Below are 15157 nucleotides of genomic sequence, written 5' to 3' on the forward strand. Positions count from 1 at the left end.
TAGTAAGGGGTCAATGAAAAAGTGAAAATCATACTTTTTCATTGACCTCTTATTTTGCAACTCTTTTGTTTCTTACCTTAAAGGGGATGTAAAGAAGAAGGAACAGTGTAAAAGCTACTATTTGTAGAGAGAGAATATACCATGGATATGGACCTAAATAGTCGAGTACAGTAGGAGAAGTTGGTTTCTGCGCAAGGTACATATAATTTGCTCCAGTAATTTGGTTGGCTATATATGCAGTAAGAGCCACTCCGTTTAGAAAAAGAAATGATTTAATAAGGGAATAAAACGTTATCCTCATCTTTTCAACCCAAACCATATATAACACAGCATAAATAATAGCAAAATGAGCTATGAAAAAATGAAAGAAGCGAAAGTGAGGAAATGTGTAAAATAGCTCAGGAGTTAAAATGGCTAAAAATGCCCCGGCTAATCCAAAAAAATAAACGAATTCAAAAATGATTTTAATTCTAGTAAGTAGCATCCCTATGCAGAGGTACAGGCTAATAGTGCATAATTGCAAAGGTAAATGGTACGCCAAATTCCATACACCTACATAGTAACTCCAAAGATGTATGCTAATTTCTGACACAATAAGTAATAGTAGTATAACGATACGTCCATATATTTTAATCGATTTTGTATTACGCCAAAGATAAAATGCCCATACAGATAAAAGAAAAATTAATACGGTTGAGATATGTACCTTTGAAAAAAACAAATGCTCATCGATGAAAGCTTCCCTCGTAATAAACTCTGCCATATTGTCCCCTCCTTGCAAAGACTCTTTTATAGTTTCTCTAAGTCTTATAAGAAGTTATACAAAATATAATAAGAGAAAGGATGAGTATTTAGGAGGCCGCTGAAAAAGTCCAATCTAGACGATTCGAGAAGTGGTAATGGCTCTGCACGTTGCGCGCTTGCTATGAGAAAACTACTCATAGCGCGCTTTTGAAAAGAGGCAACGGCTTCGCGCATTACTTAAAGTCCGCTGAAAAAGTGAAATCACTTTTTCAGCGGACTAGTATCTAGGGGAGCCCTGAAATTACTCCTCCCTATCTATTCACTATTTGTTTAGTATACGACTAATCAGTGAGTGTAGTTTATCACTCCAACTGCTAGAAGACTTACTGATTCATTCAAAATCAAACAAATCTGTGGATAGGTAACGTTCACCTGTATCACAAGCGATAGCCACTACTACATCGTCTGGTGTTAGTTTCTTTGCTACTTCTAATGCAGCGAAACAAGCAGCTCCTGAGGATGGTCCAACGAGGATTCCTTCTTTTTGAGCTAAATCAATTGTAACACGGTACGCATCTTCATCTTCAATTCTTAAGATTTCATCGTACACTTTTTCGTTTAAGATTGGCGGAATAAAGCCAGGACTAGTTCCTACTAATTTATGTGGTCCTGGTTTGCCACCTGAGAGAACAGGAGAGCCAGCTGGTTCAACAACGTGAACAGTTGCGTCAGGATAGAACTCACGTAATGACTCTCCTGTACCTGTAATTGTTCCACCAGTACCTGAAGCTGCGACGAATGCAGATAACTTCTTACCGATACTATCAAGACTCTCTTTAATCTCTACTGCTGTTGTATGCCGGTGAGCATCAGGGTTTGAACTGTTCTCAAATTGCATTGGCATGAAGCCTCCAGGGATTTCCTTTACAAGTTCGTGAGCTTTATCGATTGCCCCAGGCATTTTCTTATCTCCATCAGTTAAAACTACCTCTGCTCCATATGCTTTAAGAAGGTTAATTCTTTCCTGAGACATTGTATCAGGCATAACAAGAATGGAACGATAGCCACGAGCAGCTGCAGTCATAGCAAGGCCAATTCCTGTGTTTCCGCTAGTCGGTTCAATAATAGTGGAATTTGCATTTATTAAGCCCTCTTTTTCAGCTTGAACAATCATGTTATAAGCAGCACGGTCTTTTACACTGCCACTTGGATTAAAAAATTCTAGTTTTAAATATACTTGTGCCCCTTTTGTATCAGCAATACGATTTAACTTTACAAGGGGGGTATTCCCGATTAACTCCGATATATTATTAACTACGCGCATAAAGTCACTTCCTCTATACTAATTTATATTTTATTTTACCATAAAAGGATGTATAATTCCTACATTATATATTGGTATTATCGTGTTTGATACTTCACTATTTTTCGTTACAATAAAAGTGTTTCCAAAAAGAGTAAGGACAATTGCTAATAATTTCGGTAAAATAAATAATACTATTAACTAAATATTTCGAAATAACAACACAATAAAAATGGTGGTGGATAGTTATGGGTACGCATTTTTTTCTTGCTATACCTCTAGAAGCAAAATTAAAACAAGAAATAGGAGATTGGACATCACAACCACAACTTAAAGAAAAACTAAACTTTAAAAAGTGGGTGCACCCAGAAGATTATCATATTACACTATCCTTTTTAGGTTTTGCAGAAAAGGAAAGACTAGAAAATTTACAAAATAAACTTAAGCCTCTACTTTTATCGCATAAGTACTTTTCCTTAGAAGTAACAAATCTAGGGGTGTTTGGAAAAGAGTCCAATCCAAGAATACTGTGGATAGATATAGACAAGGAAGAGAGGTTATTTGAATTACAGAAGACTGTAGCAAGTGCTTGTCGCTCAGTTGGATTCGAACTTGAAAAACGTCCATATCGTCCACATGTAACAATTGCAAGGAAATGGGGAAATCAAGAACCATTTTCTCGTTCGTTATTGGAGGAAAGAATTACAGAAAAGAATACTAGATGGAATGCTAATGAGGTGATTCTTTTTCAAACTCACATGGATAAGGCGCCAAAATATGAAGCGATCTTTCGGTTTCCATTAGGGAAAGATGGTGAAGAAACGTGACAGTTTTACGAGTGATATTACATATTTTCATCCTTTATCTATTTTTCTGGATTGGCACCTGGATTCAAGGTGCCTTTGACTTGTTCATTCCAGGAAGTATTATCGGGATGTTTTTATTATTCTTATTATTTGCTACTAAACTAGTAAAAGTAAAATGGATTGAACAAGGAACTCAATTATTATTAAGACATATGCCTTTACTCTTTTTGCCAGTAACGATTGGCATTTTAAACTTCCTAGATGTGTTTGCTGGTAAAGGACTTTTATTAATCGTCGTGGCATTAGTTAGCACATTAATTGTCATGGTCAGCTCAGGATGGATTAGTCAGTTTATTGCGATGAGAAAGGAAGAGAATTTATAATGGAATTCCTACTTTCAATTTCTATCATTCTATTAACAGTTGGGGTATATTTCGGAGCGAGGAAGTTTTATCAGAAGTATCCTAATCCTTTTACTCTTCCAATTCTAATAGGTACCATTATAATGATACTTATCCTCGTTGTTTTCAAGATTCCATATGATACTTATATGGTAGGAGGTAAATGGATAGAAATGCTTTTAGGGCCAGCTGTTGTAGCTTTGGCGTATCCTTTATATAAACAATGGGAAATGTTAAAAAAATATTTTTTCTCTATAATAATAGGAGTATCAATAGGAGCAGTTATCGGAATTTTAAGTGGTTTGCAATTAGCTAAATGGTTAGGGATAGAAGAGATGATTATTTACTCTTTAGTTCCAAAATCAGTTACAACACCAGTTGCTATGGACATCGCTCAAACATTAGGAGGGGCACCTCCGTTAGCAGCAATATTTGTCATGGTTGCTGGGATTGGTGGTGTTGTACTTGGACCTTATATGTATAAATGGTTCAAAATCCATCATTTCTTAGGTAAAGGAATAGGGATAGGAAGTGCCTCCCATGCAATAGGTACTGCAAAAGCTCTTGAAAACGGTGAAAGGGAAGGAGCGGCAAGTTCTATTGCTATGACTCTTAGTGCAATTGTTGTATCAATCCTTGGACCGATGATCGTTTTTCTTTTTATGTAATTCGTAGCTGGTGGGATGAAGAAATAACTGGTATTATTCTATTTGGAACAAATATTTATTGAGAGTAAAGCACGGAGTGGAGGTACTTCAATTGTGGCTCACTTAATCAAGTTAGAAGATTACATTTCTAGGTATGAGGTTGACATTCATCGTTATCCAAGCCAATTTACCAGACTTAAGAAAGAACGTTGGTATTATGTGAAATCGGAATGGGAACGAGTAAATCAAACCTATAGAATACCTAATATAATAGAAGATTTATCACAGACTTCGCTTGGAGATAGTGAAGGAAGAGGTTTTTTCTCAGAAGCAGTTAAAAGGTTAAAAGCTCTACCTTTCTTAAAAAGGAATGAAGTTATAGACTCAGAGCATGTTGATGAGGATAAGGTGATAAAGTTTAAGGCAAAGACAATTGAAGAATTAAAGAAAATGTTTTATGACGACCTGTTTGAATCTCAAATTCGGTGGGCAAGTTCTTCATTACTGGAACATTCGAGAGTGAATCCAAAATATAGATATGATAAATGGCTGAAATTTTTTCTTCAGCAATTGCCTGACAATTATTTGGTGCTTTATTATCCGATTTTTTATATTAAGCAAGCGCCTATTGATATGGAAATTATTATTATCAGTCCTACTGATGTATATTGTATTACGATGGTTGAAGCGAATGAGCATAGTGTATTTGAAGCAAGCACAGAACGTTTTTGGCTAGAATTCGTAGATAAAAATCATAAACGTATCCTAAGTCCGTTAATTGGACTTAATCGGATGGCAGGAATAATAAAAGGAATATATGAAGAAGCAGAAGCTAAATTACCGATCAAAAGAATTGTTTTGTGTCCATACAGTATCATAGATAATAAAGCACAGGGTGTTCAAGCTGAATTTATTGATAAACGTACATTTGAATCTTGGACTGATAAATTAAAGAAACATCCTTCACCGATAAAAAGTGTTCAGCTTAAAGTAGCGAAAGCGCTATTGGCTAGTTGTCAAACAAGAGCATATAAGAGACAAGATATTGAATTAGGGGAAGACCATGAATTTTAATGAAAAACTATTATGTAGTTGAAGATGACTTTCTAACTAAGTATAATAGCTTATAGGAAAATTGAACGAATGGAAAGAGGGACTTTGAGGCTACTTCATTAGTGATATACCTTTTGAAATGGCTTCTTTTCCTATTTGAAGGGGATATAAGCATGAGTAAAGCAATACAAACAGACAGCAGTTCATTGAAGATGATCGAAGCTTTTACATGGGTAGTTAGAAGAGAAATGAATTGGCCGTTTGGGAATGGATATAGTATATATCTAAAAGAAGTTGACGGTTGTTTAAGCTATGGTGATACTTATCAAGAAGCAAAGAAAGGTTTAGTAGAAGCTTTTTGTCAGTGGCTTGAGAAGAATGTAGATTTACCACAGCAGAGATTAAACCCCATTCACATCGTTGAAGTAGAGCCAGCAATGAGTAAAACTGAATTTGACGAAATCAATCTTGCGATACAACAATGGCGATAAAAGACACACAAAAAAACGATCCAGTAGGATCGTTTTTTTGTGTGTAGTCTAAGCAAAGACAATTGTTTTATTCCCGTAAACAATAATCTTGTCATCATTATGCCAAGATACTGCACGAGAAAGTGTAACACGTTCAACATTTCTTCCGACAATTTTTAATTCTTCTGCCGTATAACGATGATTCACTCGCATAACCTCTTGTTCTATTATCGGACCTTCGTCTAAATCATTTGTTACATAATGTGCAGTTGCTCCAATTAGCTTAACTCCACGATCGAAGGCTCTTTTATAAGGGTTAGCTCCTATAAACGCTGGTAAGAAGGAGTGATGGATGTTAATGATTTGATTTGGAAACTGTTCAACAAAGTCTGATGTTAAGATTTGCATATAACGAGCAAGAACGATAAAGTCCACATTGTGCTCTTGTAGTAATTTTGTAGCTTGTACTTCAGCTTCTTGCTTCGTGTCCTTTGTTACCGGTATATGGTAAAATGGAATACCATATGATTCCACTGCTTGTTGAGAATCTAAATGATTACTAATAACAAGGGGAATGTCTACTTGTAGTTCACCAGAGCGCCATTTCCAAAGTAACTCCATAAGACAATGGTCTTCTTTTGATACAAAAATTGCCATTCTCTTTGTTCGTTTCTCACTTTCTAGTTTCCAATCAATAGAAAATTCTGTCGCTACACTTTCAAAGTTAGTTCGAATAGTATGTAACGAGTCGTCAAAGCTGTCTAAATCAAACTCTATTCTCATATAAAACATTCCAGATTCAGGATCAGTTGTATATTGATCCGATTGTACAATATTTGCCCCATGCTCGAAAAGAAAGTTAGAAATGGTCGAGACTATTCCTGGCTTGTCCGGGCAAGAAATTAAAAGCTTAGCTCTATTTTGATTTTTTTTGTATAGCATGATGTTTCCTCCAATAACTAATAATTAACCAAATGAATCATATATAAGACTATATAAAAAAATATTGCAAAAATAAAGAAAAAATAAATTTTATATAGAATCTTTTTGAAGGGAGGGGTGTTTTGTGAGTGAATTCATGAATGCAGATGTTGAAGAAATGGCAGTTATTAAAGTTTTCTTTACGGAAAAACAAGAAAATGTAAAGGAAAACGACTTTATATTAAAAATAGCCAATAGGGAAATTCCTATTTTATCGATTCATTTTCATAATGAGTATGAGGTTGAATTGCATTTATTTGAAGTATATGAATTTGCTAAAGAGCATTTATTAACATACAAACAAAAATATCAGTGTTTCGTTACAACTGGAAAAGTAGTTCGTACAAATGAATTTGATGAAAAGTTTTATTATCCAAAGGGCGATCTTGGCCCTAATTATCGTAAAGAAGGGACTACGTTTCGTTTATGGGCCCCAACAGCAACTGCTGTCCGTCTTGTTTTATTCGATGATTGGCATGATATTGATGGTAAAGAGATTGCCATGTCACGAAGAGAACGTGGTGTATGGACAATGACAATTCCAGGAGATGTAGACGGTTTATATTATAACTACAAAGTATTTGTCAATCAATGCTGGAATGAAGCAGTGGATCCATATGTTAAGGGGACATCAATAAATGGTGAAAAAGGTATGGTTATTAATCTAGATAAAACAAATCCACCTTATTGGCCAAAACGCCCTTACCTTTCTCATAATGGAGACGCCATTATTTACGAAGCGCATGTTCGGGATTTAACAATACATCCTTTAAGTGGCGTAACGAATAAAGGAAAGTACTTAGGCGTTAGTGAGAGAGGAACAGTCGGCCCACAACAAACGAAGACTGGTTTAAATCACCTAATGGATTTAGGGATAACCCATTTAGAGCTTCTACCAGTGAATGATTTTGGCAGCGTTGATGAATCTAAGTCTGATATCGAATACAACTGGGGATACGATCCGATTCATTACTTTAGTCCAGAAGGTAGTTACTCTACCGATCCTTATCACGGTCCACCACGAATCATAGAATTAAAACAGATGATTGCAACATTACATGAAAATGGTATCAGAGTCATTCTTGATGTTGTCTACAATCATGTGTACATTCTAGAAAAATCGGATTTCGAAAAAATTGTGCCTGGATATTACTTTCGCTTCTTAGATGATGGTTCCCCGGCAAATGGTACAGGTGTTGGAAATGATATTGCTTCTGAACGACTTATGGTAAGAAAGCTAATTCTCGATTGTGTGACATTCTGGGCAAAGGAATACGAAGTCGACGGTTTTCGCTTTGATTTAATGGGTATTTTAGATATAGATACTATGAATAATGTACGGAATGAGCTAGATAAAGTTGATGACAGTATTCTTTTACTTGGAGAGGGGTGGAACTTACTAACTCCTATACCAGATAATAAAAAGGCTATGATTGATAATGCAAAGAGAATGCCAGGTATTTCTCACTTTAATGACCGGCTCCGTGATGGATTAAAGGGGAGTACCTTTGATACAAATGAACAAGGTTTTATAAATGGCAACGGTATTAATACAGAAGCTTTAAAGCAATTCATAACAGGAGGAATTACTTTAAATGGTGAGTCAGACTTGTTTGCACAACCATTTCAATCAATAAATTATATTGAAGCGCACGACAACCATACTTTGTGGGATAAGTTACTTCTATCCAATCCTAAAGAATTAGACGAAATTCGGAAGAAAATGCATCGCTTAGCTACGTCAATAATCCTAGTATCACAGGGTATCCCTTTCATCCATGCAGGTCAAGAGTTTTACCGTACGAAATACGGACATGAGAATAGTTATAATGCTTCCGACTTAGTCAATCAATTAGATTGGCAAAGGAAATCTGAAAACATCGATTACGTTCATTATGTAAAGGGATTAATACAGATTCGCAAACAACATCCTGCCTTTAGATTACGAACTGCTGAAGCGATAAGAAAACATATCAAATTTATCAATACACCATCACAGGTAATCGGTTATATGATTAATCATCTAGAAGGAATTGATGAATGGAAACGGATTGTAGTTATTCATAATGGTAGTTGGAGCGAGGTAGAAGTTGAGTTGCCGTATAATGTTCAGTGGAAAATAGTCGTTGACGAAAAAAGAGCAGATTTGATACCATTATCTAATATTCATGATAATAAAATAACAGTTTCAGCAATTAGTACAACTATTTTATACGAGTAAGTAGGTCCATAAAAAGTGAATCAACTTATTGTAATAAAAGTAAAGTAAATACCTTTCTAAGAAGAATGATAAATTTTCAACATAAACTCTTGAAAATATTTTATAATAGAGATTATATATGCGTGTTATTTATAGAAGATGGAAGACAGAGGAAATTGAGGGTGAATTACTTGGAAATGTTTTTAGAGGAAGGTTGGCAGGTTAAGCCTGCTGGAGGCGCAACAGGTGAAGCTTATATTGCACAGCATGGTGAACAAAAATTGTTTCTAAAGAGAAACTCTTCACCTTTTTTAGCTGTACTTTCCGCTGAAGGCATTGTTCCTAAGTTGTTGTGGACCAAAAGGTTAGAAAATGGCGATGTAATTACAGCTCAGAGGTGGGTAAATGGACGAGAGCTTAAATCCTATGAAATGAATGAATCTCTTGTAGCTAAATTACTTTCTAAAATTCATCGTTCAAGTGAATTATTGGATATGTTTAAGAGGATCGGAAACCGCCCTCTAACACCATGCTCAATTATTGCACATATAACAGTGCAATTAGAACTTAGAAATATTACTGACCCTATAATTGAAAAGGGGCTACTTTATCTATCTTATCAAAAAGAACAAGTAAATAACCCTAAAATGGTCGTTTGTCATTGTGATGTTCACCATAACAACTGGGTGTTAGGTGAGGATGGGAATTTGTTCTTAATAGATTGGGATGGAGCTACAGTAGCAGACCCTGCTCTTGATTTAGGATTGCTTTTGTATTTATATATCCCACCAAATAAGTGGGGAGAATGGCTCGAGATTTACGGTGAAAAACTAACAGATAGTTTGCATCGTAGGATGCACTGGTACGTAGTATCACAAACAATCTATATCATTCTTTGGCATAAAGAACGTGGAGAAGATGTAGAAGTAGCGAAATGGGAAGAATTCTTGACTACATTGTTATAAAAAAGATGTTCATAAGGCTTAGTAGTCTTATGAACATCTTTTTTAGTCTTCATCAGTGGTCATTTGACAATTTCTCTATTATTTCTAATCTAAATTGGCAATATTTCCTGGGGAATTAGCGCAATGATTGTCAGATGAGGGAAACAAGGAGCCTTTTTAAATAGCTTGCTCCGTTTGTTACTCGTCCTATTATTAGAAAAACTATTTAGGACGAATACAAAAGAGATAGCAACTCCGTAAATTGCATCGGATCTGACCCAAAAGGTATAAATCAACCTTTTTGTTCAAACCTTTAATGATAATACACATCTATCCAGCTTTGGACATTTGGTTCGGATAGTGGATCACTATTATCTCCGTATACTTGTTGGATATCTAATAAGGTTTGATGTAATTGAGGATCTAAATTTTGATCTTGTAGCAAGTTATTTGTTAAACGTGTAATTTGATCATATTCATCTGGGGATATCCGCTGAAATTCTTCTTTGTTACGTAAAATGTCATATAAAAGACCTAATTTATCATCATTACTTAATGGCATGCTTACACATCCTTTCGTTACATTTTGAAAAAAGTAACCGTAATCGCTCAAGTGTCCTTAACGTATAGCATCAACGATTGTCTAGAAGGTGAACACAAGAAGTTATAATCAATGTAGGCACCTTCTATAAGGATGTGATATTCACATACAAATCATTCTTTTCTTTTAAGAAATTGCTTCTGGGAGTTCCCATTTTTCAATTTCTTTTAAGTCAACTTCCTTCGTATATAAATCATATCCTACTTTTTTTATTAGTTTGTTAATAGCTCGTCTTTGCCCTTTGTATGTGGAAAGGTTCATTTTTTTAATTTCTTGTTGTAATTCCTCAAGTTGAATAAAGACTTCTGGCCAATAATTTTTCAATTGATTTTTCCATATTTGGTACCTTTTTTTATCCAATTGGTATATAAATAACAATCTGTCTAATAAAAAGAGTCCAGTACTATTTTTTAATGGTTCATTTGTTCTCAGCTCTTTTAATGCAAGCTCATTTGCAGCTAAGTCTTTCATAACAACTTCTTCTCTTTCAAGAATTCGATAGCCTTTCTTTTCTAATCGCTTTGCAATTGGAATTGATGTTATCGTATGTTGAAGATCATCGATAAAGGTTTGTACGTATTCAGGTGTATCTTCTGTGTATAACATGTATAAAAACTCTTCTTGTTTAAATGTAGCGATTTTTTCTAATTCTGTTGCAATGGCTATATCAATTAATTCATTAGATAATTGCTGTAAATCGAGTAAACCTATACATAGAATTGCTTTCTCCTTATCGAATAGAGTTGTCGTAGTCCCTCCAAATTCCTCACCAAATGGATGAAGGCTACCACTTATAATGACTAAAGGGTAGTTTTTTTGAGAAGCTAAATATAATTCATATGTTTTTTCTGAAACAAACATCTCTATACTTTCTCCAATTTCAGAGATATAATAAGGAATTGTATAACTAAAGACTGGTTGTGGCTGGTTCAACATGGTCAAACATCCTTTCTTGATAACATACTAAATAAATGAAAGAGCTTTATTTATTATATTAAACGATCGATATAGATAAATCTCGTATAAATTACTTGAACAAGGAGTGAACGATCTTGCGTTTACGTAATAAACCATGGGCAAAGGATATGATTGCTCAAAATCCAACTATTGTTGTTCCAAACCCTGTTGAAATGGCCGGAAAATGGAAGTACTTGTTTGAAAACAACAACCCTATTCATATTGAGGTTGGTACTGGTAAAGGCCAATTTCTAACTGGGATGGGACAAGCTAATCCAGATATTAATTACATTGGTATTGAAAAATACGATAGTGTCATTATTACTGCTCTAGAGCGTGTGAAGGATAATAATATCCAAAATGTAAAATTCTTAAATGAAGATGTAGCTGAATTAACTATATTTTTTGCTGAAGGTGAGTTAGAGAGAGTATATATTAACTTCACCGATCCATGGCCAAAGAACCGACATGAAAAACGTCGTTTAACGTATGAAGCATTTTTAAAGTTATATGAACAAGTTATGGGTGAAAAGGGTGAAATTCACTTTAAAACTGACAACCAAGGGTTATTTGAGTATTCACTGCATAGCTTTTCTAAGTATGGGTTAATTTTAAATAATGTCAGTCTTGACCTTCACAAGAGTGATTTTGAAGGAAATATCATGACAGAATATGAACAAAAATTCTCTGAAAAGGGAATGAGAATTTATCGTTGTGAGGCTCAATACCGATAAACTCCAAAGGATTTCTACATAGTGTAGAAGTCCTTTTATTTTTGGGACAACTACTGAAGCAATAGGCAATTAAGAAATCTCTTAAGCAAGTATTTTCATTCAGCTTTGCCATCTATGGTAAAATAAATACTGAAAATTCTTTCTATAAACCAGACAAAAGGGAGGAACTATTTATGGAGCAGATGAAAGTAGGAGATCTTACACTAACTTGGTTACGTGGTGGAGTAACGTTTATGGATGGCGGAGCGATGTTTGGTGTTGTTCCAAGACCATTGTGGAGTAAAAAATATCCTGTAAATGAGAAGAATCAAGTAGAACTTCGAGCAGATCCAATGTTGTTACAAGTAGAAGGTAAAAACATCTTAATTGAATCAGGGATTGGTAATGACCGATTTAATGAGAAGCAAAAGCGGAATTATGCAATTAAAGAAGAATCGTTTATAAATGAAAATTTACAAGAGCTAGGATTAACAACAAAAGATATCGATATTGTGATGATGACTCATTTGCATTTTGATCATGTATGTGGCCTAGTGAAATATGAAGGTGAGGAATTAGTTCCTACTTTTGAAAACGCTATCATCTATGCCTCTGATATTGAGTGGAATGAAATGCGAAATCCAAATATCCGTTCTCAAAATACATACTGGGAAGAAAACTGGAAACCGATAGAGGGGAAAGTGAAAACTTTTACAAAGAAGTTAGAGATCTTACCAGGAATTGAAATGATTCATACAGGTGGTCATAGCGATGGACACTGCATTATTGTAATTGAGCGAAATGGAGAAAGGTTAATCCATATGGCAGACATTATGCCTACACATGCACATAACAATGTTTTATGGGTGTTAGCATACGATGATTATCCTATGACATCGATAGCTGCAAAGGAAAAATGGCTAATTAATGGAGTAAAGGAAGAATCATGGTTTATCTTCTATCATGACTATAAGTACCGTGCAATTAAATGGAATGAGCAAGGTGAAGTAATTGGAGAGATTTTACGAGAACAGTATTCCTATGAATAGAGGCACTATAAATCATTTAATTAGATAAATAAGTTGCGAGCCTACTATGAGAAAACTCACTCATAACGAGGGCACTGAAAAGTTCAATCCAAACGATTAGAGAAGCAGTAATGGCTCCGCACGTTGCGCGCTTGCTATGAGAAAATCACTCATAGCAAGCTTTTGAAAAGAGGCAACTGCTTCGCACATTACTTCAAGGCCACAAAAAAAGTGAAAATCACACTTTTTCATCAGACACTTTAGCTATCTAAATGTATAATCGTACCTGTCTTTGTATCTACCATAAAATCGTATTGAATTGAGCCATCATCAGTTAACGTTGTTACTCCTCCGCGATAGACCGTATATGTTAAATTATTCTTCTCAAAGTCCTCTGGAATCATGTGAATCCAAGAGCCGTTTATGTTTATCTTGTTATTTTCTAGGCTATGTTTCACTAATTTAAGTGCGCGCTCTGGTGTAATGTTGTCATTCTCTAGCTTATTGCTTAGAAGGTATCCAACTGCTAAGCCAATACCAATACCAAGTGCAAATCGTTTCATTCCCATTTGTAAAACCGCCCTTTCAATATCATTATGCTTATAGTATAGCTAAAGCCCATAAATATTCCAAATAAATCCGTAAGTTTATTAAAATAGACAAAATTTAACTATAAGTATGATAATTGAGTACCCTCTTTAATGTGACCGTTATTTTTGTTATTATTAATTAGTTCATTAGAGGGTTCGTAATTCCCTCCCCTCTAAAAACAAAACTAGGGAGAGTGGTTTTATGAAATCTACACATTGTTATTCAGACCTATTATTAGAGTCTGATTATTTGAATTGGAAACTTCCAATGGTTGAAATTTTTGAAACGGTTGAGGGAGAAGGAAGTGGAGCAGGATTCCCAACAGTTTTTGTACGTGTGTTCCATTGCAATTTAAGGTGTACTTGGTGTGATACCCCTTATAGTTATGCTCCCTCTAAGCCAGAGTTTGAAGCAACGATTCAAGAAATTGTCGATAAAATTAGTGAATTTTCAAGCAAAAGAATTTGTTTTACTGGCGGAGAGCCTCTTATACATGGGAAAAAGTCTGCAGCTTTATTACTGGCTATGGCAGAACTACCACATATAGAGGATATTCATATAGAGACGAATGGTGCAATTGACTTACTACCTTTTGTTCAAATGAGAGAAACGATAAAGACTGTAAAGGACAAGGTTCGTTTTGTCATTGATTATAAATTGCCAGCGTCGGGGGAAAATGAAAAGATGAATCATGATAATTTTTCCCTACTAGCGCAGTCTGATGAAATTAAATTTGTAATAGCGTCTGATGAGGATTTTGAGATTGCGAAGGAGACAATCCAAACCTATCATGATTTAGGGCAGATACTTATGAGTCCTGTGTGGGAAACAATGTCACCAGCTACACTTGTTGAGAAGGTGTTGGCTGAAAAGCTTTCAAATGTAAAGGTAAGTTTACAGTTGCATAAAATAATTTGGGACCCGAATAAAAGGGGGGTATAATAAATGAAAAAAGCAGTCATTGTTTTAAGTGGTGGTTTAGATAGTACGACTTGTATGGGAATTGCAAAGGAACAGGGATATGAGCTATACCCAATGACATTTCACTATGGGCAACGCCATGACCGGGAAATAGAGCAAGCGAAAAAAATTGCATCCTACTTTAACGTTAAAGAGCATCGATTAGTAGATATACAATTTTTAAACCAAATTGGTGGTAGTGCTCTTACCGATGAATCGATAGATGTTCCAACAGAAGGAGTTCATGAGGGAGAAATTCCTTCTACGTATGTTCCTGCTAGAAATATGATTTTTCTATCTTTAGCAAGTGCATATGCGGAAGTTATAGGTGCGGAAGCTATCTATATCGGTGTGTCGGCTGTTGATTTCAGTGGCTATCCTGACTGTCGACCAGAATTTATTCAAAGCATGGAGGCTACTGTGAATTTAGCAACGAAGCAAGGTGCAACTGGTAGTCTAATGAAAATTGCAACGCCATTAATTGATTTAACAAAGAAAGAAACAATAGAGGAAGGGCTTCGTCTTGAGGTACCTTACGATTTAACAACATCCTGCTACAACGGTGGAGCGAAAGCCTGTGGCAAATGTGAAAGTTGCTTACTACGCATCAAAGGTTTTAAAGAAGCAGGTTCAAAAGATCCAATTGAATACGAAATAAGCATTGACTGGTAGAGTGGAATTTATTTTCACTCTATTTTTATATAAGAAAACCATTAATCATTATCCATTAGCAAGTAATGCTCATTTTTGTATAAACT

Annotated in this window: 17 protein-coding genes; 11 read left to right on the forward strand and 6 right to left on the reverse strand. The window is 35.1% G+C overall.

What is annotated here, in order from left to right; translation table 11 throughout:
• Positions 1 to 49: 49 nt before the first annotated feature.
• The gene (locus CD003_RS17975) at positions 50 to 763 is read right to left on the reverse strand and encodes a YwaF family protein (RefSeq protein ID WP_096202622.1); all 714 of its coding nucleotides are present in this window, start codon (positions 761 to 763) and stop codon (positions 50 to 52) included.
• Between the two features lie 372 nt (positions 764 to 1135).
• Entirely contained in the window at positions 1136 to 2068 is a 933-nt protein-coding gene (cysK, locus tag CD003_RS17980; RefSeq protein ID WP_096202623.1) for a cysteine synthase A, read from the reverse strand.
• 227 nt (positions 2069 to 2295) lie between these two features.
• Between cysK and thpR the strand changes: the two genes are divergently transcribed.
• From thpR to CD003_RS18005, 5 genes are all read left to right on the forward strand, one after another.
• Positions 2296 to 2874, forward strand: coding sequence for an RNA 2',3'-cyclic phosphodiesterase (thpR, locus tag CD003_RS17985; protein WP_096202624.1), 579 nt, complete (start codon positions 2296 to 2298; stop codon positions 2872 to 2874).
• Positions 2871 to 3236 (forward strand): CidA/LrgA family protein, encoded by a 366-nt coding sequence (locus CD003_RS17990; protein WP_096202625.1) that lies wholly within the window; start codon positions 2871 to 2873, stop codon positions 3234 to 3236. The genes thpR and CD003_RS17990 overlap by 4 nt, the downstream gene beginning before the upstream one ends.
• A complete protein-coding gene (locus CD003_RS17995; protein WP_096202626.1) occupies positions 3236 to 3922 on the forward strand; it encodes an LrgB family protein in 687 nt (228 codons plus the stop codon). The genes CD003_RS17990 and CD003_RS17995 overlap by 1 nt, the downstream gene beginning before the upstream one ends.
• Before the next feature lie 93 nt (positions 3923 to 4015).
• Positions 4016 to 4975 (forward strand): NERD domain-containing protein, encoded by a 960-nt coding sequence (locus CD003_RS18000; protein ID WP_096202627.1) that lies wholly within the window; start codon positions 4016 to 4018, stop codon positions 4973 to 4975.
• 152 nt (positions 4976 to 5127) lie between these two features.
• Entirely contained in the window at positions 5128 to 5445 is a 318-nt protein-coding gene (locus tag CD003_RS18005) for a type II toxin-antitoxin system HicB family antitoxin (RefSeq protein WP_096202628.1), read from the forward strand.
• 48 nt (positions 5446 to 5493) lie between these two features.
• Here the strand turns inward: CD003_RS18005 and purU are convergent, their stop codons facing one another.
• Positions 5494 to 6366 (reverse strand): formyltetrahydrofolate deformylase, encoded by an 873-nt coding sequence (gene purU / locus CD003_RS18010; RefSeq protein ID WP_096202629.1) that lies wholly within the window; start codon positions 6364 to 6366, stop codon positions 5494 to 5496.
• A gap of 124 nt (positions 6367 to 6490) precedes the next feature.
• On the opposite strand from purU, the gene pulA reads away from it, so the two are divergent.
• Positions 6491 to 8626, forward strand: a complete 2136-nt coding sequence (pulA, locus tag CD003_RS18015) for a type I pullulanase (RefSeq protein ID WP_096202630.1) — start codon at positions 6491 to 6493, stop codon at positions 8624 to 8626.
• A gap of 170 nt (positions 8627 to 8796) precedes the next feature.
• Positions 8797 to 9570: a phosphotransferase gene (locus tag CD003_RS18020; protein WP_373558580.1), complete on the forward strand. Its 774-nt coding sequence runs from the start codon at positions 8797 to 8799 to the stop codon at positions 9568 to 9570.
• A gap of 292 nt (positions 9571 to 9862) precedes the next feature.
• Here the strand turns inward: CD003_RS18020 and CD003_RS18025 are convergent, their stop codons facing one another.
• Together CD003_RS18025 and CD003_RS18030 are read right to left on the reverse strand one after the other, a co-directional pair.
• The gene (locus tag CD003_RS18025; RefSeq protein WP_096202631.1) at positions 9863 to 10111 is read right to left on the reverse strand and encodes a YtzH-like family protein; all 249 of its coding nucleotides are present in this window, start codon (positions 10109 to 10111) and stop codon (positions 9863 to 9865) included.
• A gap of 165 nt (positions 10112 to 10276) precedes the next feature.
• Complete coding sequence (locus CD003_RS18030) at positions 10277 to 11086, reverse strand: hypothetical protein (protein ID WP_096202632.1); 810 nt, start codon at positions 11084 to 11086, stop codon at positions 10277 to 10279.
• A gap of 116 nt (positions 11087 to 11202) precedes the next feature.
• Here CD003_RS18030 and trmB point away from each other — a divergent pair, with 116 nt between their 5' ends.
• Both trmB and CD003_RS18040 read left to right on the forward strand, forming a co-directional pair.
• A complete protein-coding gene (trmB, locus tag CD003_RS18035) occupies positions 11203 to 11841 on the forward strand; it encodes a tRNA (guanosine(46)-N7)-methyltransferase TrmB (protein ID WP_096202633.1) in 639 nt (212 codons plus the stop codon).
• Between the two features lie 173 nt (positions 11842 to 12014).
• Positions 12015 to 12869, forward strand: coding sequence for a YtnP family quorum-quenching lactonase (locus tag CD003_RS18040; RefSeq protein ID WP_096202634.1), 855 nt, complete (start codon positions 12015 to 12017; stop codon positions 12867 to 12869).
• A gap of 239 nt (positions 12870 to 13108) precedes the next feature.
• On the opposite strand, the gene CD003_RS18045 is transcribed toward CD003_RS18040, so the two are convergent.
• Positions 13109 to 13417, reverse strand: a complete 309-nt coding sequence (locus CD003_RS18045) for a PepSY domain-containing protein (RefSeq protein WP_096202635.1) — start codon at positions 13415 to 13417, stop codon at positions 13109 to 13111.
• Between the two features lie 223 nt (positions 13418 to 13640).
• On the opposite strand from CD003_RS18045, the gene CD003_RS18050 reads away from it, so the two are divergent.
• Positions 13641 to 14381, forward strand: a complete 741-nt coding sequence (locus CD003_RS18050; RefSeq protein WP_096202636.1) for a 7-carboxy-7-deazaguanine synthase QueE — start codon at positions 13641 to 13643, stop codon at positions 14379 to 14381.
• A gap of 3 nt (positions 14382 to 14384) precedes the next feature.
• The gene (gene queC, locus CD003_RS18055) at positions 14385 to 15071 is read left to right on the forward strand and encodes a 7-cyano-7-deazaguanine synthase QueC (RefSeq protein WP_096202637.1); all 687 of its coding nucleotides are present in this window, start codon (positions 14385 to 14387) and stop codon (positions 15069 to 15071) included.
• Positions 15072 to 15157: the final 86 nt, after the last annotated feature.

The organism is Bacillus sp. FJAT-45350, from assembly GCF_002335805.1.
In the GTDB taxonomy this organism is placed as follows: domain Bacteria; phylum Bacillota; class Bacilli; order Bacillales; family NISU01; genus FJAT-45350.

What these genes read in the sequence shown, in the direction of transcription:
- CD003_RS17975 (WP_096202622.1), bottom strand. Translation starts at nt 763, where the DNA reads ATGGCAGAGTTTATTACGAGGGAAGCTTTCATCGATGAGCATTTGTTT.
- cysK (WP_096202623.1), bottom strand. Translation starts at nt 2,068, where the DNA reads ATGCGCGTAGTTAATAATATATCGGAGTTAATCGGGAATACCCCCCTT.
- thpR (WP_096202624.1), top strand. Translation starts at nt 2,296, where the DNA reads ATGGGTACGCATTTTTTTCTTGCTATACCTCTAGAAGCAAAATTAAAA.
- CD003_RS17995 (WP_096202626.1), top strand. Translation starts at nt 3,236, where the DNA reads ATGGAATTCCTACTTTCAATTTCTATCATTCTATTAACAGTTGGGGTA.
- CD003_RS18005 (WP_096202628.1), top strand. Translation starts at nt 5,128, where the DNA reads ATGAGTAAAGCAATACAAACAGACAGCAGTTCATTGAAGATGATCGAA.
- purU (WP_096202629.1), bottom strand. Translation starts at nt 6,366, where the DNA reads ATGCTATACAAAAAAAATCAAAATAGAGCTAAGCTTTTAATTTCTTGC.
- CD003_RS18025 (WP_096202631.1), bottom strand. Translation starts at nt 10,111, where the DNA reads ATGCCATTAAGTAATGATGATAAATTAGGTCTTTTATATGACATTTTA.
- CD003_RS18030 (WP_096202632.1), bottom strand. Translation starts at nt 11,086, where the DNA reads ATGTTGAACCAGCCACAACCAGTCTTTAGTTATACAATTCCTTATTAT.
- CD003_RS18040 (WP_096202634.1), top strand. Translation starts at nt 12,015, where the DNA reads ATGGAGCAGATGAAAGTAGGAGATCTTACACTAACTTGGTTACGTGGT.
- CD003_RS18045 (WP_096202635.1), bottom strand. Translation starts at nt 13,417, where the DNA reads ATGGGAATGAAACGATTTGCACTTGGTATTGGTATTGGCTTAGCAGTT.
- CD003_RS18050 (WP_096202636.1), top strand. Translation starts at nt 13,641, where the DNA reads ATGAAATCTACACATTGTTATTCAGACCTATTATTAGAGTCTGATTAT.
- queC (WP_096202637.1), top strand. Translation starts at nt 14,385, where the DNA reads ATGAAAAAAGCAGTCATTGTTTTAAGTGGTGGTTTAGATAGTACGACT.